Here is a 22511-nt window from a genome sequence, read left to right on the forward strand (position 1 = left end):
AGTGATGAGTAAATCTGCCAACCTAATTTAAGAGTCATTAGGATGCGGAACAAACAGCATTAGGGTGAAGACACTGAGGATAATTATTAAACTTCAATATGGCGCATTTATACTTTAAGTCCAGCAGGCATACCGCAATACATATATTATATTTGACGCCGAATTAAATTCGGCGCCAAATACCACAGGTTAATGACCTGTTTCATACCACATATCAGCACTCACATACTCAATACTGCCATCAACATAGTGAATATATGCTTGGCCTTGATTTGTTGAATAGGCTCTTACTGTCACACTGCATGAGAGGCCTGAACTACAACCTTTTATCCAATTTATTCGATCAATAGACTTGGTTATATTCGTAATGGTCCATTTACCAGAGGTGGAATTTCCAAAACTAAAGTCTATCCCCGTGCAGCTAGAGGTGCCATTGCCAAAAACTTGACCTCCAGACTTTACATTGAGCTGACACACAAGATTAGCAGATAGCGCAGGCAACGAAATAGATGCACCCACTAATAGTAAACTTGCCAGTAATAATTTTTTGATATCCATATACCTAACCTTAAATTTAAATGTCTCTATTATTTTTTTAAGTAAACAACGAAATTGAGGTTATCATTGAACAGTTGCGCTTCCTATACGACTCCAAAAATACGCCATAAAAATAAGCTAACCAGTTATCAAATCAAGACAATTAAATTCCATTAATTCAAAAAAACAATGTAACCAAATTAAATCTGTAATTTTTCCGGATATGATCGATTGAAAATAAATCTGTTTTTACATGAGAGTACAATGGAGCTAATATTTCAGGGAAGCCACGTTAGTCAGCCTCCCTGGAACAGGACATATTGATTAGGCGTTAACGTTCAGCAGAGTAAGGATCTTCCGCATTTAAATAGGCCAAAACATCTGCTTTCTGTTCGGTTGAATTAAGCCACTTGCGAACTTCTTTAGCTTTATCATATAAGTCATCGCCAAATTTACTCCGATACATTTCAGAAAAAGTCTCTTGGGCCTTGTTCTCCCTGATCTTTTTCTGCCATTCATGAGTAACTAAAAAGTTAAGTGAGCCAGCAAGTCCTTCAGCTTTTAGTAAATCCCACTCGCCTTTATCTAACCAAACTCCACCGACAACAGTGCTGTAATCAATACGGTGCTCACTACTAGCAATAATTTTTATCTTTTGCATTATGGAGCCAGACACCGGGCACAAGATAGCTCGTTTAGTATCTTCGGCGACCACATCATTCAGATTACTAATATCTTCTGGAAATTTGTATTCAGGATTTTGTCTTTTCCAGCTTAAGTAATCTTCAATAAGAATCCAGTTACCCTCACAGGAAGAACAAGTATATCCACGAAATAACTCTTCGATAGATCCTGGTTTAAGAACGCCATCTTTACAGCTGGTACAATTATGCATATTAAACTCTAAAATATAATTTCCTAATTAAGAATAAATATCACACAAACTAAACCATCTTACAGACAATTTAATCAACTGAGATTAAACACACTTAATTTAACTTCCTATTTAATACTCAGCTTCTATGTGCTTTATAAGGAAGGCCGCCAGGACGGCCCTTTCAAGTTCAATAGATGTTGTTTTAGGTTTTCAAATCAGCACTTAACATATTAGAAATTTTCTCCCCCCCTACTTCCTTAGAGAAGTCATAAAGGGAAATGCCTTCTTCTACATAGAAATTTGCATTTGCTCCAAAACTTAACAACAGGCTAACCATTTCAAAATCTTTTAAGTAAACCGCGTATGTTAACGGGCGATAATAATTATTTATAGTGCTCTTGTTTACATTGGCACCATTAGTTAAAAGGCGACTTACCCTATTTATATCACCGCTCTCTATCGCCAACAATAAAGCTGTTTTACCACCATCAAGTTCATGATCTATATCTTTCCCTAAATCAATTATCTTAGGAATTATTTTTGATGCTTGATCACTATCAGAAAGTTCAAAAAATAGATAGCCGTCTGAATCAGCAGCAGCCTCCGCCCGTCTTAAATTTGATTCTGCTTGTTTTCGGTTAAAATTATTGTCTAGCTGATGTACCCACTTCATATAATACGAAACAGCCAGAACTGGACTATTCACTTTACAGCCGGCTTTTTTAGCTTTAATGGAACTATCTATTGCCCCATCATACCATTGCATATAATGAAGCCTTAGCTTTGCCTGCTGCTGTAAAAAACATTTTTCAGAGTGAATTTTATCAGCAGAAAATGAGTACAAATCATCAGCTTTTTTTAATTCACCTTCGGAAATTAAGAATTCAAATAACTTGCTATTTCTTAGAATCCAATAAATTGGCCTCTGATTACGAGATACATCTGAAGACTTATCAATTGCCATCAAATATTGATTAATAGATTTAGTTTTTTCGCCTTGCATTTCATAGTTCAAACCCCAATTTGCATACAACCATAAATTGTCAGTTCCAAGTTTTTCAGCAAGGATATATTCATCATTTGCAGCAGAATATTTTCCCTGATGTGTATATACATATCCCAATAGGACATGAGTATCAGCAAATTCAGGTTCAAGATCATTGGCAATAAGAATTAATTTTTCAGCTTTTTTTACACCAGCTGGCCAGTTCGTTTTCATATGAAATCTAGCCAACTCTAAGTACGCCCTATAGTACTCTGAATTCAAACTTAATAATTCATCCAAAATTGCTTTGGCTCTATATATGTTCTCCCTATAACCTGTATCAATTAAATTATAGGCCTCCTTATACATCCTGTCTTCGATTTCACTACCGTTTGGAACGTCAAAATTAAGAATTCGAGAAAGACTATCGACACTTAAATTCTTTTGCTTTAGAGAAGTTAATTCTTCAGCTTCAATTAAGTTATCGCCTGATATATGTTCGCCAGAACCTATATAAACTTCCCCAACTTTCACTTCAGAATTTTTTACTTTAATTAGGGGTGTACCGTTTGTAGATATCGCAAAAACTCTACTTATGTTTTTAATCGTATCAATATCTAAAAATCGGCTTAATGTTAAATTATTTTTAGAGAAATCATATGCAGGCCTAAATGTATTAAGTTTTTCAATTGGGAAGCCGTTAAGTAAAAAATTTTCTATTAAGTTTTCAGAATATGAGAGATTTCTATTTACATTTAACTTATCCACGCCTGCATATTCTAACTTATTGATAGTTCTAGATTTTAGGATTTTGTCAGCATGTTCTGGACCTGGCCAAGTAATTTGTAGAGGAACAGTTTCCTTTAAAAAAGTGTCCTCGCGACTATATATATGTACTTCTATTTGAGAAGTTTTTATAGCAGAAAACTTATTTCTATTTCTCTGTATATACAACTTTAATGTATTAAATCCTGGATTAACTCTCAGAGGCGCATACCCCCCAGTTATTTCAGAGATGTCGTAGCCTAAATTTGCATGCCCTATATTTTCACTTACCCATATATCCAGAATAACTTCTGCTTCAAAATAATCTACCCTTGCGAGGGATACATCAAGTACTTTAGTTCTATTATCAGAAAAATCATTGGCTGAAATATTTACAGAACATGAAAAAAAATAAAGAATAGAAAGAATAATATATAACTTCCTTTTCATAAATGTACCTATAGTTTCCGCAATTAAAATCTATGCAAGGTATAATTATAAAAAGAGTTTTTATTAATAGATAGGATAAAGGACAGTGATGATAACTATGTCACAAAAATGTGACTCAAAGGCTAATCACAACTTAGCTAATACTTAGAATAATAAAGAGAGAATACTCTCTCTTTATTATTTAATTAAAGATTGACCAAGTTATTAAGCTTCTATCTCTCTTGAAGCACTGAAATCAGCTACACCAGCTTCTTTTAACAACGAATCGACTAGTGGCGCCATAGCCCGATGTTTTAGAGCACTACCCACCAGAGCCTCAGGCAAGCTTTGTCCTTTGGATTCAGCCTCGCCATCTAAAATGCCGCTGCTTGCTCTACCATCAACACCATTTAAGCCTTCAACAGAGATAATTTTCATTCCCTGAATACTTTCCATCGGCTTAACGCTTTCACGGATAATATTGGGAAGATTTTCGTGCAGACTGAGCACCTTCTTAAGTGCGATCTGGGCCTCATTAAGGCTATTGAAAGCCTCATTCATCAGGCGCTGCCCCTCAGCATCCACCGCATATTTTTCACGATCAGCTTCAACTTTAATACGAATAGCCTCAGCTTCAGCTGCAGCCTGCAAGCGCAATGCTTCAGCCTTATCCTCTGCAGCTGCTTTCTCTGCATCGGCCATTACCTTAATACCCGTGGCCTGACGCTCCGCTACTTTTTGAGCTTCGATAATTTCAATGCGCTTATCACGCTCTGCAACTTCAACATCCTGAGCCGTGCGAACTTGCTCTTCGGCTTTTACTGCTTCAGCTCGAGCTACGTTGGCCTGTTGGTCCGCAAGAGATTGCTCTTTGGACTTTTCTGCAACAGCAATTGCACGTTCCTGCTTGGCAATTTCCACTGATTTCTCTTTGGAAATACGCTGCTCATCGAGAATACGCTCACCTTCAATCTCTTGTTCTTTCAAGCGACGCTCTTTCTCGATTTCCAGCAACTTAGTTGCCTGTTCCGCAGCAATTTGGGATTGACTCACTTCACGCTGGGCTTCAATTTCAGCCTTGCGTGCTGCGCGTTCCTGCTCTGCTTGTTCACGGGCAATATCCGCCTTCTGAGCAGCTTCACGATTTTCCAGCTCGCGCTGCTGCTCCAGATGTGCGTAACGTTTTTCTTTATCAATTTCTAACTTTTGGCGTTCAGCTTCGAGGTTTTTCTTCTCGATCTGTACCATAGTTTCTTGCTCGACATCATTGACCTCTTTACGACGCGTCTCAATAGAGCGGGTCATGCTGGCGAGGCCCTCAGCATCAAACACATTATCCTGATTGAAGAATTCTTTATGGGTTTGATCCAAACCGGTCAAAGATACAGCCTCGAGTTCCAATCCATTTTTTAATAGATCTTCGGAAACTACCTGCTGAACTTTTTGTACAAACTGACTGCGCTGCTCATGCAATTCAGCCATTTCCATTTCAGCTGCTACAGAGCGTAACGCATCAACAAATTTACCCTCGATCATTTCTTTTAATGCTTCGGGGTCTAAAGTACGCAGCCCCAAAGTCTGTGCAGCATTGGCTATCGCATCTACATCCGGTTTTACCCGCAGATAAAATTCAGCAAGTACATCAACACGCATACGATCCTTGGTGATCAGCGCTTGATGCTCTTTACGGGAAACCGCCAGGCGTAAAGTATTCATGTTCACAGGAATAATTTCATGTAGAACCGGTAGTACCAATGCACCTCCATTCATTATGACTTTTTGACCACCCATACCAGTACGCACAAATGAGCGCTCTTTTGAGGCTCTCGTATACAGGCGAGCAAAAATAGTTCCAATAACAATTAAGGCCACTAGTACAGCCCCGGCAATAAATACCATAACCGGTAGGTTTCCTATCACTTCTAGATTCTCCATTTAGTTATTCTCCATAAGATGTATACTGCTGGGGCGTGTTACTCGAAAATGTGCTCCCAGCTCTTCAACCAGTAACACCTTATCCCCCTGATTAAATGTTTCACTTTCATCCGGTTCCACCATCACATAATGTGTAGTTCCGTATTCATCACTAAAACGTGCTTCTGCTGGTGAACCGATTTCTGCTTTACCGATCGTAATAATAGCTACACGGCCAATAAAGGAATTTCTCTCAACTGCCTCGGATTCATCACCCACAGCAAAGCGCCGCATAATGTTGCCAACAAAACGTACCTGAGGTAGCGCAAGAAAAAAGACTGCCACAGCAAGTAAACCGCCTGGCAATAAATATCCAACAACAGACTCTATGAGCATTTGGGCTACCAGGCCGGTCACTCCAAAGCTAACCAGAAAAGTTACTAACAGTATAAGTGCAGGAACTTCACCGAAACGCAACCACCCAAGCAGCTTAGTCATCCCCCCAGACAACCCTGTATCTGGCACGTCAACATCAAAATCTGGTAATAAATTATCCAGTAAATCTGAAATACCAACACCAATCAATGTCATGACGCCTTCAAGAAGCGCTATCATAAACATTAAAATCAGCGCACCGGTAAAGATCAGGTTTTGGTCTTGCAATAAAAATATCATCAGCCCCCCGATTTAATCTTGGCTAAACGTTCTTTCACACGATTATTTCGCGCGAACTCCTCAAGTTCTGCTAATTTGCTGGCATCTATCCCAGAGTCGAATGTCGATATAGCTGTATTACCTACTGCTCGATTAAATGCATCGGTAGCTTGTTCTACCTGGGCTTTTGGCTTTCTATCCCTGCCATATTCATCCGCAGCAACTCTATTATCTACCTTTTTATTGATTGCAATAAATTCTTGTAATTGTTCACACATTTCACGTTTCTTACCTTGCAGGGCAAGAATATAGGAACCTAGTTCCTTTATTTCTATCTCATTTTCATTGATCGCTTTTTCTAAGATTGGAAGTTGCGCCTCAATATCCATTTGTTTGGCAATGGCGACTTCAGCCAAATCATCACGACCTTCATTTATAGCAATATCAATTTGTTCAGCTAAACGCTTATGACGAGCATTTTCATCGCTTAACGCTCTACTGTTTAGATACTTGGATGCCTCAACTTTCCCTAGCTGATCTCGCACATCTGCAATTGCATCATCCACCTCCCGAATTGCCTGCTCCATCACTGACTCTGGTGCAGTGGCTTCAACCGAGTCCACGACGGCATTGGCGGACACAGAGATTAAACGTGATATGCGCTTTATAAACCCTTCACTCATAACTTATCTCCTGCTCCCAAATACAAGAATCCACCTTATCATTAGCTACAAATTTCAAGTGATGTCGAAACAGTATCCAATCTCTCACCATGGATACTGTTTATGTTTTCCTGCTGTGACGACAAGACAATTTTTCTGCAAAGTATTACGAGTCTGCAGCAGAGTTTTTATAAGTAGCTCAATAGGATTGGAATCAATACTAAATTATATCAATGCCGTACTCTCTACGAGCAATTCCAATATCATTCAAATTAGTAAACTGCGATGACTTTTCCCAAACAACAAGTCATTAATGGAAGGAACGCTTCTACACAGGAAAGTTATGACCGGGCAGATTTTTTTGCTCTGCCGAACCTCTCTCTACAGCAACCAATTTACGCATTTTTTACTTTGTGTGACAGCGCTACTGTGATCGATCGACACCATGGTAGGCATAGTCATCCGCCGGTAAACACGCCGAAATTTACTGGAGTTCATTGAGCATGACGTTCCTTTGCCTCACATGCATATAAATGTACACATACCAATAGAGTAGGTCAATCAATAGGAGGTAAAATGAGTGGATGACAAGTTTTTAAACGTGGGGCGCTTGCTTTTATGCTTTGCTAAAGTAGCAGCTATTAGCGCTGTAAAACTGAACATTGTGGTTGGCATATAATTCAAAAATCAATTACACGCTATAACAGCAGGCAAATAGTGACATAAAATCGACGCCAACTTATGGTTTTGAAAATATGAACGCGCCCGGCTCTAATTCATCCTTTGAGTGCTTGGGAAATCCTATTCTCAATGTCGATAGCTATAAAACTAGTCATTATCTGCAGTACCCCCCAGGAACATCACATATTAGTAGTTATGTAGAGTGTCGTGGTGGTGAATTTGCGTCGACGGTATTCTTTGGCTTGCAGGCGTTTATCAAGCAGTACCTGAGCACCCCCATCAGTTCTCATCACATTGATGAAGCTGAAAATATTTTAAACCCCCATGGACTACCATTTAACCGTGATGGATGGAATCATATTTTAAATGACCATAATGGTTTAATGCCTCTTGAAATTACAGCGATTGAAGAAGGACAAGTCATTCCAGTAACCAATGTTTTAGCTCAGGTTGTAAATACCTGCCCCTCCTGCTTTTGGCTCACCACTTATATTGAAACTGCACTTTTACGAAGTATCTGGTATCCATCAACCGTAGCTACCCAGAGCCGCGAAATAAAGAAAATTATCTCACAGTATTTATTTGAAACAGCGGAAAATCTGGATACGCTGGAATTTCGTTTACATGATTTTGGGGCTCGGGGAGCCAGCAGTCTCGAAACAGCCATGCTGGGAGGCATGGCTCACTTAGTTAATTTTAAGGGGACTGATACGATATCCGGAATATTAGCCGCAAAAAGATTTTACAACGCCGTTGTACCTGGAGCTTCCATTCCCGCCGCTGAACACAGCACAATTATCGCTTGGGGACAGCAGCATGAGGAAGATGCTTACCGTAATATACTTGAGCAATTTTCTGGGGAAGGAAAAACTGTGGCTGTTGTCAGCGATAGCTATGATTTCTGGAATGCTATAGAAAAAATCTGGGGAAAAAAATTAAAGGATAAAGTTACTCACTGTGGCGGCACATTAGTAATAAGGCCTGACTCCGGCAACCCAGAAGAAATCGTGATAGAAGCAATAGAAAGGTTGATGCGGATATTTGGCTCGCAGAAGAATAAAAAAGGGTATCGATTACTCCCCCCCTTTATTCGCGTTATACAAGGAGACGGTATCACCCGCTTTGTAATCCCGAAAATTCTCCAAGCAATGAAAGAAAACAAGCAAAGCACAGAAAATCTGACCTTTGGTATGGGTGGAGGATTACTACAAAAAGTTGACCGCGATATGATGGGGTTTGCAATGAAAGCCAGCGCTATCTGTATCAATGGCAGTTGGTACGATATTTTTAAGAATCCGAGAACCGGACCCGAGAAAAGGTCCAAGGGTGGCCGCCTTGCCTTGATTCGCGGCGATGATGGTGTACTTCGAACTATTGTGCAGAGCGACCTAAAATCAGAGGCTAACCTGCTGAGGCCCGTTTACCGCAACGGTATCCTGCTTAAGGATATTACTTTCGACAAAGTTCGAAGAAATGCTGCCCTCTGATTCCCGTTCCACCCTCACAACGTCTTACCCCTACGAAACTTCACTTTACCGAGCGAGTACTTTACAACTTTAGGTTGGTCCTGTTAGTTGTGCGTATCCAAAGTCTGACCTCCGCGCACACACGGCCTCCAGCGTCAGTCGTAATAACAATAAGTACCCGCAGAGAGTGCTCGTGCTCTCGTGGGGTAAAGGTAGCCAATGGAAAGAAGAAAATTCCTCAAGATCGCCGGCGTCGGCTCCAGTGGTATTTTGTTGCCTCTACAGGGCATTCAGGTCAGCGCGGAGCAGCTGCTCAATGAGGGCATGCACAGCTCCCATAAAAGACACCTGGCGGATGTAGTCCTGAATACGGCGCGCAAGGCCGGGGCCAGTTATACCGATGTGCGTATCGGCCGCTATCTGAACCAGTACGTTATGACCCGCGAAACCAACGTGGAGAATATCATCAACACAGAATCCCTTGGCGCAGGTATTCGTGTGATTGCCAATGGTACCTGGGGCTTCGCCGCCACCAACGACCTTACAGCGGATGGCGTTGCCCTTGCCGCGCGCCAAGCAGTTGCCGTAGCTAAGGCCAATGCGAAGTACCAAACTGAGCCCGTGCGTTTGGCACCAGTAAAAGGGGTGGGCGAGGTTTCCTGGCAGACACCTATCGAACAAAATGCCCTGCAGGTCCCCATCAGTGAAAAAGTCGATTTCCTGATGGATGTTAACAATGGGGCACTCAAAGCCGGGGCCAGCTATATCCGTTCTTCCCTGTATTTGGTGAATGAGCAAAAGTACTTTGCTTCTAGCGACGGCTCCTATATTGACCAGGATGTCCATCGCCTATGGGCACCTATGCAGGTGACCGCTGTTGATAAGCAGAGCGGTGCTTTCAAGACTCGCAACGGTCTCAGTGACCCAGTGGGAAGAGGCTATGAATACCTGGCCGGTCACGACAAAGACAAGATTCGCGGTCAGACCACGCTCTACAAAGCTTCCTATGATATGGCTGAGGATGCAGTGCTTGCAGCCGAGCAAGCCCAGGCCAAGCTATCAGCCAAGTCCATCGATCCGGGCAAGTACGATTTGGTACTGGAACCCTCGCATCTGTGCCTGACCATCCATGAATCTGTGGGTCACCCATTAGAGCTGGACCGCGTGCTGGGTTACGAGGCCAACTATGCGGGAACTTCCTTCGCCACCCTGGATAAGTGGCGCAGCGGTAAATTCCAGTACGGCAGCGATAAGGTCACCCTGTTTGCCGACAAGGTGCAACCGGGCTCCCTCGGCGCCGTCGCCTATGACGACGAGGGGGTAAAAACCAAGCGTTGGGATTTGGTAAAAGACGGCATCCTGGTGAACTACCAGGCTACCCGCGATCAGGTGCATATGATCGACCAAAAGGAATCCCACGGTTGTAGCTATGGCGATAGCTGGTCCAGTGTGCAGTTCCAGCGCATGCCCAATGTCTCTTTGGCGCCAAGCGAAAAAGAATACTCGGCAAAATCCATGATCCGCGATGTGGAAAAAGGCATTTACATTGTCGGACGCGGCTCTTATTCCATCGATCAGCAGCGCTACAACTTCCAATTCGGCGGGCAGCTGTTCTACGAGATCAAAAACGGCGAGATCGTCGGCCAGGTTGAGGACGTCGCCTACCAGTCCAACACCCAGGAATTCTGGAATTCCTGCTCGGCGATTTGCGACAGCAGCGATTACCGCTTGGGCGGAACCTTCTTCGATGGCAAGGGCCAGCCGAGCCAGGTGAGTGCAGTCTCCCACGGCTGTTCCACCACTCGTTTTGACCAAATTAATGTAATCAATACCAAGCGCAAGATTTCCTGAGCGGCGCACAAGAATAAGTAATTGGAGAAAAGGCAATGGCCATTCTGAGTAGAAGTGAAGCGAAGCGTATTCTCGACAAGGTTTTAAAATACAGCCGCGCTGATGAAGCCAGCGCGCAGCTGGCCGGCAGCGAAACCGGCAATATTCGCTACGCGCGCAACAGCGTTTCCACCAGTGGTATCGTCAATGATATCGAGCTGGCCGTAGAAGCCCGTTTCGGCAAGAAATCCGGTGTGGCCACTATCAATGAATTCAGTGATGCCTCCCTGGAAAAAGTGATGCGTCGCGCCGAAGAGTTGGCCAAGCTATCTCCGGAAAACCCGGAAGCCATGCCGATGCTGGGACCGCAGAAATATGTCAGCGTAGACGGCTTCGCCAAGTCCACTGCAGATATCACTCCAGACCAGCGCGCCAAGGCTGCGGCAGATTCCATTATTGCAGCCAAGGAAAAGAAAGTGGTTGCCGCAGGTTACCTGGAAGACCAGCGCTCTTTTGCTGCAGTCGCCACCAGTAAACGCTTGTTCGGCTACCACGCTTCTACCTCTGCCAATTTCACTGTAACTATGCGCACCGAGAATGGCCTGGGTTCTGGTTGGGCCGAAAGTGACGTTACCGATTTCGGTGCAATGAATACCGGCAGCACCTCCTCTGTCGCCATCGACAAAGCGGTCCTGTCCCAGGAAGCCCGTGCCCTGGAACCGGGCAAGTACACCGTGATCCTTGAGCCCAATGCGGTGTCCGGCCTGGTGGGTTACATGATGAGCGGCTTCGATGCGCGCAGTGCCGACGAGGGCCGCAGCTTTATGAGCAAAAAGGGCGGCGGCAACCGGACCGGCGAGAAGATGTTCGACAAGCGCGTAAATTTCTACTCCGACCCCACCAGTCTCGATGTGCCGGCTCAACCCTGGACCGACGGTGACTTTATGCAGCTGGGACGCACCGAATGGGTGAAAGACGGCGTAGTGAAAAACCTGGCGCGCAGCCGCTACTGGGCCGAGCAAAGCAAAGGCGAAGTGGTCCCCGAGCCCAACAACCTGATTATGATCGGCGGCGATAAAACCACCGAAGAACTGATCAAAAATACCCGCCGCGGTATTTTGGTATCCCGCACCTGGTATATCCGTATGGTCGATCCACAGTCCATGCTGCTCACCGGCCTCACCCGCGACGGCACCTTCTATATCGAAAACGGCAAGATCAAATACCCGGTGAAGAACTTCCGCTTCAACGAGAGCCCGGTAATCATGCTCAACAATATCGAAGATATGGGCGTCCCCCAGCGAGTGGGTATGTGGGGCATGTCCGCCATGATTCCCGCGTTGAAAGTGCGCGACTTCACCTTCAGCAGCCTTTCCGACGCCGTATAACAGCCAGCACCCATCGAGGATAACGAAATGGAAAGAAGAAAATTTCTCCAGCTCAGCGGTGCCGGCCTGGGTGTTTCCATGTTGCCGCTGTCCGGCAATCTGGTCGCCGAGAGCAAACTGACACAAAGCGGTATTGATCTCTCTGTAAAAAAAGAATTTGCCGATGTCGCCCTGAATACCGCCACTAAACTCGGCGCCACTTATGCCGATGTGCGTATTGGTCGCTACCTGAACCAATACGTGATCACCCGCGAGATGAAAGTGCAGGACGTGGTGAACACCGAATCTATCGGCATGGGGATTCGGGTTATTGCCAACGGCACCTGGGGCTTTGCTGCCACCAATGACCTGACAGCCGATGGCGTCGCCCGCGCCACCCGCCAGGCAGTAGCTACCGCCAAGGCCAACTCCAAGTACCAGCAGGAGCCAGTACAGCTGGCTCCGGTAAAAGGCCACGGCGAGGTGAGCTGGCAGACACCGATCCAGAAAAACGCTATGCAGATCCCCCTGGCCGACAAGGTGGACCTGTTAATGGACGTGAACAAGTCCGCTATGGATGCCGGCGCCAGCTATATCAATTCCATGTTGTACCTGGTGAATGAACAAAAGTATTTTGCCTCTACCGACGGCTCCTATATCGACCAGGATGTCCACCGTTTGTGGGCGCCCTTCTCGGTCACCGCAGTGGACAAGAAAACTGGCGGCTTCCGTACCCGCCAGGGCCTCAGCCAGCCGGTAGGACGCGGCTTTGAATACCTGGATGGCCGCGCCGAAGACAAGATCCAAGCGCAGACAGTGCTCTACCGCGACTCCTACGATATGGCCGAAGACGCACGCCTGGCGGCGCAACATGCCAAGGAAAAGCTCACGGCTAAATCGGTCAAACCGGGCAAGTACGACCTGGTGCTGGACCCAAGCCACCTCTGGCTCACCATCCACGAATCCGTCGGCCACCCACTGGAGCTGGACCGCGTGCTCGGCTACGAGGCCAATTTTGCCGGTACCTCTTTCGCCACTATCGATAAATGGCGCAGCGGCAAATTCCAATACGGCAGCGACAAGGTCAACCTGTTTGCCGATAAGGTACAGCCCGGCTCTCTCGGCGCCGTCGGCTACGACGATGAAGGCGTGAAGACCCGCAACTGGGATCTGGTAAAAGACGGTGTGCTGGTGAACTACCAGGCCACCCGCGACCAGGTACATATGCTGGGGCAAAAGGAATCCCACGGCTGCTGCTACGCCGACAGCTGGTCCAGCGTGCAATTCCAGCGCATGTCCAACGTTTCGCTGTTGCCTGGCAAGGAGGAGCTGAGCGTCGACGATATGATCAAGGATGTGGAGAAAGGCATTTATATTGTGGGTGCCGGTTCCTTCTCCATCGACCAGCAGCGCTACAACTTCCAGTTTGGTGGACAGCTGTTCTACGAGATTGAAGACGGCAAGATTACCGGCATGGTGGAGGATGTCGCCTACCAGTCCAACACCCAGGAATTCTGGAATGCCTGTTCGCAGGTCTGCGACCAGAATGATTACCGCCTGGGTGGTTCCTTCTTTGACGGTAAGGGACAGCCGATGCAAACCAGTGCGGTATCCCACGGTAGTTCCACTGCGCGCTTCGACGGTATCAATGTGATTAACACCAAGCGCAAGCTGGGCTAGCCATTGATCCAGGCGGGAGCTGGCCAGCAAACCAGTCAGCTCCCAGCATTGAAAATAAATGGGTAGAAGGAAAGAAGGTGCTCCGTTCGAGACCGAATGAGGCATGGATGCCGATTACGAGCGTACAGGGATGTATTTACAGCATGTCTCGAACGGAGCACCTTCTTTCCTTTGCTCTCAACAATAAAAACCAACGCAGTAACAGAGTTATCTCGTGTCCCTCACCCGCAAGGCTTTTCTTCAGCGCCTGATCCTGGGTAGCTGCGCCGCAGCGCTGCCTCTGGGCACACGCGCACAAAATACAGCACCGGGTAGTGCACAGGAGCACTACGATTTTTATTTCACCCGCTTGATGTACGAATCCGGTGACTGGGATGTGGATCAGCGCATGCCTTCCAACCTGCTCAATTCACTGGTGGAATACACCAATCTCAGGGTTGATCCCAAAGAGCACATAGTGCCGCTGGCCGATAAGAAAATGCTGCTGGCGCCTTTCTGCTACCTGGCCGGACACAAGCTGGTGCAATTCACTACGGAAGAGGCAAAGAATTTTCGCGATTACGTCAATCGCGGTGGCTTTGTATTTGTCGACGACTGCAACCACGATATCGACGGTCTCTTTGCCAAATCCTTCGAAGCGCAAATGGCCGAGCTGTTTGGCGAAGACTGCCTGCAAAAACTCCCGGACAATCACGACCTCTACCGCTGTTTCTTTCAATTCGATGAATTGCCGGTAACCAGCTTTGAATTAAATGGCTGGGGTGATGATCTGGTACACGACTACCTGAAAGCCATTGTTGTAAACGGCCGTATCGCCGTGCTCTACAGCAACAAAGATTTCGGCTGCGAATGGGACTACGACTACCGCAACAAACGCTGGCTCGCCATCGATAACACAAAATTTGCGGTGAACATTGTTATTTACGCACTGACGAGCTGATTATGCTGACCACCCTGGAAAATAGTATCGAAGAACAACTGCACAGCCTCGACAATCTCCAACAAGAGATTGCGCGAGTGATTGTCGGCCAGAAACCCGTGGTGGAGCAGATGTTGATCTGCCTATTGGCCGGCGGCCACGCCCTACTCGAAGGGGTGCCGGGGCTGGGTAAGACCCTGCTGGTAAAAACCCTCGCCGATGCCAGTGCGCTGGATTTTAAGCGGGTACAGTTCACCCCGGATTTAATGCCCGGAGATATTCTCGGCAGTGAGATCCTCGAGGAGGATCACAGCACCGGCAAGCGCTTTTTTAAATTCCAGCAGGGCCCGGTTTTCACCAATATCCTGCTCGCCGATGAAATTAACCGCACGCCGCCGAAAACCCAGGCAGCCCTATTGGAGTCCATGCAGGAAGGCTCGGTAACGGTGGGCGGTAAAACATTGAAGTTGCCCGATCCCTATTTCGTACTGGCCACACAAAATCCCATCGAGCAGGCTGGTACCTATCCACTGCCAGAAGCTCAGCTGGACCGCTTTCTGTTAAATATTCATATCGACTATCCCGATGAGCGGGATGAAGTTGAAATCCTGCGCTCCACCACCGGTGCCAGCAGGGTCAAACCCAGCCCCAGCCTGGATGCAGAGCAATTGCGGGAAATGCAGCAACTGGTGCGGGAAATTCATGTTAGCGACGATTTGTACTGCTACGTGGCGGCACTAGTGCGCGCTACCCGTATGGAAACCAGCGGCAGCGATACCCTGCAACAGTGGATCAAGTGGGGCGCCGGCCCCCGCGCGGGGCAGGCTCTGATTCTCGCCGCCAAGGCCCGCGCCCTTTTACAACGACGCCTCGCCATCACCCGCGAGGATATCCGCAGCCTGTTACTGCCAGTGCTGCGCCACCGGGTGCTGCTCAGCTTCCAGGCCCAGGCCGATGGCGTGCAGATGCCACAGCTGATTGATGAATTACTGACGGCGGTGCCGGAACCGGGCCGGGACTGATCAGCGTGGAATACCTGTCCCCCAAAACCCTGGCCAGTTGTCGCGATCTGGTATGGCTGTCGCGGCATATCGCCGAGGGCGTAATGCTCGGTGTGCAACACAGCCAGCGCCGTGGCACCGGCCTGGAATTTCACCAATACCGAGGTTATCAAGCGGGTGATTCCATCCGCCATATCGACTGGAAACTGTTCGCCCGCAGCGATCGCTACTATGTGCGCGAGACCGAGCAGGAGAGCCGTATGCACGTGTGCTTTGTACTCGATAGCAGCGCCTCCCTGGGCCAGGCAAGTTTTATCGAGCCCAGCCTGAATAAACTGCATTACGCCAAGTGCTGGATCGCCAGCCTGTGCTGGCTGCTCAACGCCCAGGGAGACAGCTTTTCCCTATTGGCGTTTAACAGTAGCAGAACGGTTTATGTGCCCGAAGGCCAGGGCGAGAGCCACCAGCGTCAAATCGCTCTTCAGCTACAACAACTCGACGCCAGCGGCCACTGGCCAGATCGCGCTCAACTGGCGCCGCTGTGGCAATACTTTGAACGCCCCTGTCAGGTGGTGTTACTGAGTGATTTTTTTCAACAGGGCAATGAGATCGGCGATTTTGCCGCACGCCTGCATGCCGCCGGCCGCCCCTGCCTGCCACTGCAGTTGTTAGTTGAAGCCGAGCAGACTTTTCCTTTTGTCGGAGAGCTAAAGCTGCTCAATCCAGAAGTAAGCGCCGGTACGCCCGCAACTTTAGAAGTAGACGCCGAGCGGCAACGCCAGTCTTACCTGGATACTTTTGCTCAAGCACAGAGCGAGTTAAAAGCACGCTTTGCCGCACAGGAGTGTTCACTGCAGACCGACCTTATCGAGAAGCCTGTGGAAAAGTCACTGCGGCAATTTATTCAGCTGCACGGCAGGTTGTGCTGAGATGTTGTGGATAAATAACTTATTTCAATCCCCACAGTGGCTATGGCTATTCACAGCCCTGATTATCCCTATCGCCATTCATTTGCTGCGCCGAAGTAATCCACAGCAGATCTCCTTTGCTGCGCTGCAATGGGTACAAAGATATTCACAGAGTCGCGCGCGCCGCCCTATTGTGGATAACAAGTGGTTGCTGCTATTGCGCCTGCTAATCGTCGTACTGCTGGCAGGTTTATTGGCACAGCCGCTGATTAAACGGGAAATTTATCCCCAAGAGGGCGTGATACTGGTAGACCCCAGAATTGGGGCGGGCGAAGCGAATACATTTATCCACAATTCACTGCCACAGCTTGTCGGGGAAGGTTATAAAGTACTGTGGTTATCCCCAGAAACACCTTCCGTAACCTCACCCCCACCACAAAATGTGGACCTGTGGAAAACTCTATCAGTACTATCACGCCGGGCGGATTTGCGCAGGGCTCATATCCTGTTGATAAACAACGGGGTTCCAGCATCCCACCAGGCACTAAGAGTCAGTCCCCATTGGCAGTGGCACGGCCTCGACAAAACATCCATAGCTCCGAGCCCGGTATTACCGAGTATCGCTTTAATGGGCAAACCACCCAGCTGGTGGGCGCCAGTGCTGGAAGACTGGCAAAGCAATATGCCGGGACTATCGGTGCATATTCAGGAACAAGAAGAGACACCCAATGCCGAGCAGGCAGATTGGTTGATCTACACGGGCCCCGCTCCCCTGCCACAAGCCGTGCTGGAATTTGTTTCAGATGGCAGCCTGTTAATCACCGACAACAGCATCCCCCCTGCCGATAATCTCAACTTCGTTGCTGTGGATAACAGCCAGTCAGCTCAAGCGGCCTCAGTGGGACGGGGAAGTTGGCTGCGCTACGAAAGTGACTGGTACAGCGAGGCCTTTTATCGCCGCGCAGATTTACCTGAACGTTTATGGCAGCACTGGTCTGGGCAAGACTGGGCTCTGCAACACCAAAATCGTGGCCACTGGTCTGCCAATAAAGTAGTGGCAGACATAGCTGGGGCAGGCCTTCCTGTAGAAGACAGCGAGGTAGAAAACCGCCGTATTGAACAACTACAACCCTGGTTAATAGCCGCCCTACTGTTACTTCTGGCTTTTGAACGCCTAATTGCCCTATCTCGTCCCCCAGCCATCATGGCAATCGATAGTAATAGGGAGGCCGACCATGCATAAGCACCAGTCCACCCTTAACGCTGTGCGCAGGCGCTGGCAACTGACAGCCCTGTGGCCCTATCTCTGGCTTGCCACTGGCCTCAGCCTTCTGGCGGGCTTGGGCATTTTTGTATTCGGCTGGCCACAGTGGCTATTGCTCGCCTGGCTCGGAATTATTGTTGTAGCAATTCTATTGGATCGCAGCTGGCGCCCAAGCCCTGAAAGCCTATGTCGACAATTGGATGGACAATATCCACAGCTGCAAGACAGCAGCCAGTTGCTTAGCCAACAGAAAACCAACCTAAGTCCATTGCAGCAATTACAGCGCACGCGTATCGAAACAGAGCTGCAACAACTGCTGGAAAGTGGCGACCGGTCGTTTTTCGGTCCAAAAAAACTCCGCAGTACCCTGACAAATGCTTTTGGTGCCTGCCTGGGACTATTGTTATTTGTACTGAGCGATTCTCACTTCACCGGGGATAAAACTGAGACCACGCAACAAAATACGGCTATTCCCGTTGCCGAAAAGCTCGCCATAACCCGCGCGGCAACCCATATCCAGCCGCCCGCCTACACTGGGCTCGCAGCCGACAGCCAATCCCTACAAGTCGACGTGCCGGAGCAGTCTGCGGTCGAGTGGCAACTTGAATTGAATCAACCGGTGCAAGGGCTGGAAATGCTGGCCGAAACTGAGCGCTTCGCCTTTTCTCCACTAGGTGATCTACCCAGTAAAAAATGGCAATTACAACGCACAATCGCTAAAGCAGACTTTTACCAGCTCTCAGTACAACTCGCGGAGAGCCAAATGCTATTGCCGGAAATTCATAATATTCGGGTGCAAAAAGACAATGCTCCGGAGTTTACCTTTGAGGCACCCAGCTTGCGCGTCGATACGATTCAAGGCAGCGCTCAAAGTATTCCCGTGAAAGTAATCATTAATGATGATTACCAGGTGAGTTCTGCGGATTTATTGGTCACCCTCGCCAGCGGCACCGGGGAAAATTTACGCTTTCGCGAAGAGCGTATTGCTCTCACCAGTTTGCAACCCACTGCTTTATTAACAAACTCCTCGGAAGATAAGAAAGCAGCTCGCTACGATTTCCTCCTGCCCATCCACCAGTTTTCCATGGAAGCGGGAGATGAACTCTACTGGTATCTGGAAGCCAGGGATAACCGCGAGCCCAGCGCCAACGTTGCCAAGAGCCAACACTTTATCTTGCGCTGGCCGCAAGAAGAGATTTTCGGGCTGAGTGACAGCGAGGGGATGGCGATTAAGATATTACCGGAGTACTTCCGCAGCCAACGCCAGCTGATTATTGACACCGAGGCCCTACTAGCCGAGCGAGAGCAGCTGCATCCACAGGAGTTTCGCAAACGCTCCGAGGGTTTAGCCTATGAACAGAATTTGCTGCGCATGCGCTACGGCCGCTTTCTCGGCGAAGAGGATTCGGAAGCGGAGCATTCTGGCGCAGAGAGCGAGAAGCACGATGATAAAGAAGAATCCGAACACGGCCATAGCCACGATCATACAGAACAAGGTGAGCACCAATCACATGGCGAAGAAAATGCCACTCCCTTTGCACAGCGAGACTCCCATTTCCAACAGGCAGAGCGCATAGCTGCTTCTGCCGGACACCGGCATGACAGCTCAGAGCATGCCACCCTGTTCGATCCCCAAACCAAGGAGCTACTGCGCAACGCGCTGAATGCCATGTGGAGTTCCTGGCGCGACCTGTCGGTTATAGAGCCCCAAGCCTCCCTGCCCCACCAGCACCGGGCTCTGCGCTTTATCAAGGAGGTACAGCAGGCTTCGCGTATTTACTTACAAAGAGTCGGGTTCGAGGCGCCCCCCATAGACGAAAGCCGCCGGCTTAGCGGTGAACGGGAAGACGTAACGCTAGAAACTGTCGACAGTGCCTTTGAACAAAAACAAAGAGCACAGGTACTCGCCCTAATGGCCCAAGTAGACTCTGGCGCCGAACTCGATACCGATCTGCTGGTGCAGATAAATGAGCTAGCTGCAGAGCAATCAATAGATCTCGGCCTGGAACTGTCCAAACAGCTGCGTTTATACCAGCAGCGCCACCAGCAACCGAATTGCATCGATTGCACGAACTCCCTGAATCAGCTGCTCTATCAGCTACTGCCAGCACCGGAGTCTGCGCCTTCACTGCCTTTGCAAACTGAGGCCGACGGCCATTTCAGCCGTTGGCTACACCAGCAAGGGGAGAAATCATTGTGATTGATTTCTTGATACCCGGCCTGTGCCTGTTGGCCTGTTTAACATCACTCGTACTGTTGCGCCGCCGAGGTACCAAGCCGTTCGACTATGGCTTGCAATTGGCGATTTGGCTGAGTGCCTGGATGCTCTGGCAGCCGCCGGCGATCATTCCCACCGAGCGCAATATCTCTATCAACAGCAAACAGCTGGCGAGCTCACATCCAATAAATCTCAATGGTGTGGAAAATATCTCTCTCAATGGGGAGCCACTCGGCCGCGACAAACTTCGGGACCTGGCACCGGTGCGTCTGGAGTTATCGAAGATCCTGGAATCTGATGGCCGCTGGGAATTGGACTGGCAGCGGCAAATTACCTTTGGTGATTCTTTAAAGTTAAAGGTTCACAACAACCAGCCACTGACTGAAAACGTAAAAATTAGCCTGCTCAATCCCTACGGCCATATTGAAGACAGTCTTGAGCTGAAAGTGGGAGAAACAATTCAGGCACAACTCACTGCCACTCCAAAACTCGCGGGCCCCCAGCTATACCGGGTACGGACGGAAAGCGAAGCCGGCGAAACCCATACAGATCCTTTACCCATCCTGGTGCGAGAACCGCTCCAACCCAAATTATTACTGTGGCTGGCACGCCCCTCTTTTGAGACGGCAGCCCTCTCTCGCTGGCTGCGCCAATCCGGTGTAACAGCACAAGTGATGACCCAGTTGGCACCTGAAATCATAAGAAAAGAAACTCTCAACGGCCTTCCACTTACCGGGTCTGCAGATTTATTCACGAATGAAAGTCCCTTCGATTTAGTGATACTCGACAGCAGTTTGTGGCCACAATTTTCTGCTCTGCAAAAGCGTCAGCTCAACGAGCTGGCCACTACAAAGTCACTGTTGTGGTTAGTCACTAGCGATAGCTCTGAAGAGTTTCTCCAGTACGCTGCTGCCCAATCCATGCCTCTACAAAAGGAAGAAGCCACCCACTTACATTCCGGCTTTGGCTACCAAAAAGCGGACAATCCAGAGATTCCCCCACTGCGTAATCTTGGCTTCAAAGTCACACAGCCCGGCTCCTACGACTTTTTACTGGGCAATGGAGAGTCCCCACATTTCTGGGGGCGTTCGACTGAGACACAACACCTGGGGTTTATCCTATTTAGTGACAGCCATCGCTGGCTAACCAGTGGCTTTACTACTGAATTCGCCAGCCTGTGGAAGTCCATTATTGATTACCAACTCAAGCATTTGGGTAGTCAGCAGCCAGTAATCCTCTCCAATGAGTTACCGCGTACACAAGAACGCATCACCCTATGCAGCCCACTTTTTTCTGATCAGAGTCCATTCTTATCAGAGTTTCAAGATAGCTCCCGCTCTACCAAAGGAATCGCCGCAAGCAGAAGTTCCCAGGGTCAGTGCTACAGCTTCTGGCCCCAAAATTCAGGTTGGCACCAGCTTTGGACTGAATTGGAAGGGGAGTCGGTACTAGACTTCTATATCTTTGCCAAAGAGGACTGGCCTCTATGGCAGCAGTCCCTGAATGCCAGGGAAACCCAACTAATGTCTGCCGCACGTTTGGGGCCAGAAGCAAATAATCAGGCAAACAGGGTTTTGTTGGGGCGCCAATGGCCGGCCCTTATATTGCTGTTACTAGTGTGTATAAGCTGGTGGCGGGAACGCAGGCTTTTGAACAGATCACGACCCTGAGGGCTGCACCGAGGGCTTATTTCCGGGCTTAGCCTCTTGCTTGGGAAATATCATCTGGTCGACGGGATACCCCAAAGCTTTGGCCTTCTGTAAAAACTGCTCCAACACATCCTTGGGCATGGTTGGGGTGCGGGACAATATCCACAGATAGGATTTATCGTAGCCAGATACCATCGCGTATTGGTAGTCATCCGATAGAGCAATCACGATATAGGATGAGTAAAAGGGGCCAAGAAAAGAGACTTTCAAATGGCCCACATTTTTCGGGCCGACAAACTCGGCCCTCCCCTCCGCCATTTGCCAGGCATCACGCGCTTTTGAATAGCCGGTATTAATCACCGCGACAGAACCATCATGGTTGAGACTGTAGTCGGCAGTTACCTGGGTCAGGCCGCGCTCGAATGAGTGATCCAATCGAGCAATCTCATACCAGTGACCTAAATATCGCTGAAGCTGGAAGTTTTGGACAGGCTCAACCCCCTCCGGCACCCGGGTACAGGCACCCAGCCAGAAAAAGGAAATCAGTAATACACCCAGTGAAAACAGCTTCATCTAGCCACTCCCAGCAAGCTCCCCTCAAGTCAGAATAGAAGGCAGGGGTTTCACAAGATCAGGATAGTTTCGGGAATCTGTATTTCACCCATAAAAAAACCACCGCGAGGGTGGTTTTTTTATCGCTGGACT

At 48.2% G+C, this 22511-nt stretch carries 17 protein-coding genes; 10 read left to right on the plus strand and 7 right to left on the minus strand.

Annotation, left to right across the window (positions count from 1 at the left end; genetic code table 11):
* Positions 1–189: 189 nt before the first annotated feature.
* From ACJJIR_RS21080 to ACJJIR_RS21105, 6 genes are all read right to left on the minus strand, one after another.
* The gene (locus ACJJIR_RS21080) at positions 190–558 is read right to left on the minus strand and encodes a hypothetical protein (RefSeq protein WP_444906718.1); all 369 of its coding nucleotides are present in this window, start codon (positions 556–558) and stop codon (positions 190–192) included.
* 310 nt (positions 559–868) lie between these two features.
* On the minus strand, positions 869–1432 hold the full coding sequence (locus tag ACJJIR_RS21085) for a TFIIB-type zinc ribbon-containing protein (protein WP_444906719.1): 564 nt from the start codon (positions 1430–1432) through the stop codon (positions 869–871).
* 184 nt (positions 1433–1616) lie between these two features.
* Complete coding sequence (locus tag ACJJIR_RS21090; protein WP_444906720.1) at positions 1617–3614, minus strand: ankyrin repeat domain-containing protein; 1998 nt, start codon at positions 3612–3614, stop codon at positions 1617–1619.
* A gap of 204 nt (positions 3615–3818) precedes the next feature.
* The gene (locus ACJJIR_RS21095) at positions 3819–5528 is read right to left on the minus strand and encodes a flotillin family protein (RefSeq protein WP_444906721.1); all 1710 of its coding nucleotides are present in this window, start codon (positions 5526–5528) and stop codon (positions 3819–3821) included.
* Positions 5529–6182 (minus strand): YqiJ family protein, encoded by a 654-nt coding sequence (locus tag ACJJIR_RS21100; protein ID WP_444906722.1) that lies wholly within the window; start codon positions 6180–6182, stop codon positions 5529–5531.
* Entirely contained in the window at positions 6182–6844 is a 663-nt protein-coding gene (locus ACJJIR_RS21105; RefSeq protein WP_444906723.1) for a PspA/IM30 family protein, read from the minus strand. The genes ACJJIR_RS21100 and ACJJIR_RS21105 overlap by 1 nt, the downstream gene beginning before the upstream one ends.
* A 734-nt stretch (positions 6845–7578) precedes the next feature.
* On the opposite strand from ACJJIR_RS21105, the gene ACJJIR_RS21110 reads away from it, so the two are divergent.
* The 10 genes from ACJJIR_RS21110 to ACJJIR_RS21155 all read left to right on the plus strand — a co-directional run bounded on the left by ACJJIR_RS21110 (position 7579) and on the right by ACJJIR_RS21155 (position 21827).
* Positions 7579–8991: a nicotinate phosphoribosyltransferase gene (locus tag ACJJIR_RS21110; protein ID WP_444906724.1), complete on the plus strand. Its 1413-nt coding sequence runs from the start codon at positions 7579–7581 to the stop codon at positions 8989–8991.
* 198 nt (positions 8992–9189) lie between these two features.
* Positions 9190–10821 (plus strand): TldD/PmbA family protein, encoded by a 1632-nt coding sequence (locus ACJJIR_RS21115; protein ID WP_444906725.1) that lies wholly within the window; start codon positions 9190–9192, stop codon positions 10819–10821.
* 35 nt (positions 10822–10856) lie between these two features.
* Complete coding sequence (locus ACJJIR_RS21120; RefSeq protein ID WP_444895545.1) at positions 10857–12188, plus strand: TldD/PmbA family protein; 1332 nt, start codon at positions 10857–10859, stop codon at positions 12186–12188.
* A 27-nt stretch (positions 12189–12215) separates the two neighbouring features.
* Positions 12216–13847, plus strand: coding sequence for a TldD/PmbA family protein (locus tag ACJJIR_RS21125; protein ID WP_444895546.1), 1632 nt, complete (start codon positions 12216–12218; stop codon positions 13845–13847).
* A 214-nt stretch (positions 13848–14061) separates the two neighbouring features.
* Positions 14062–14787, plus strand: coding sequence for a DUF4159 domain-containing protein (locus ACJJIR_RS21130; protein WP_282930459.1), 726 nt, complete (start codon positions 14062–14064; stop codon positions 14785–14787).
* Between the two features lie 2 nt (positions 14788–14789).
* Positions 14790–15788 (plus strand): AAA family ATPase, encoded by a 999-nt coding sequence (locus ACJJIR_RS21135; protein ID WP_282930460.1) that lies wholly within the window; start codon positions 14790–14792, stop codon positions 15786–15788.
* 5 nt (positions 15789–15793) lie between these two features.
* Entirely contained in the window at positions 15794–16696 is a 903-nt protein-coding gene (locus ACJJIR_RS21140) for a DUF58 domain-containing protein (protein WP_282930461.1), read from the plus strand.
* A gap of 1 nt (position 16697) precedes the next feature.
* Positions 16698–17918, plus strand: a complete 1221-nt coding sequence (locus ACJJIR_RS21145) for a BatA domain-containing protein (protein WP_282930462.1) — start codon at positions 16698–16700, stop codon at positions 17916–17918.
* Positions 17911–20139, plus strand: a complete 2229-nt coding sequence (locus ACJJIR_RS21150; protein WP_444906726.1) for a hypothetical protein — start codon at positions 17911–17913, stop codon at positions 20137–20139. Before ACJJIR_RS21145 ends, ACJJIR_RS21150 begins: the two co-directional genes overlap by 8 nt.
* Entirely contained in the window at positions 20136–21827 is a 1692-nt protein-coding gene (locus tag ACJJIR_RS21155; RefSeq protein ID WP_444906727.1) for a hypothetical protein, read from the plus strand. Before ACJJIR_RS21150 ends, ACJJIR_RS21155 begins: the two co-directional genes overlap by 4 nt.
* Here the strand turns inward: ACJJIR_RS21155 and ACJJIR_RS21160 are convergent.
* Positions 21816–22379 (minus strand): lipocalin family protein, encoded by a 564-nt coding sequence (locus ACJJIR_RS21160; protein ID WP_444906728.1) that lies wholly within the window; start codon positions 22377–22379, stop codon positions 21816–21818. The two genes, ACJJIR_RS21155 and ACJJIR_RS21160, sit on opposite strands and share 12 nt — an antisense overlap.
* Between the last annotated feature and the right edge of the window lie 132 nt (positions 22380–22511).

This window comes from Microbulbifer maximicatervae (SeqCode) (assembly GCF_052467385.1).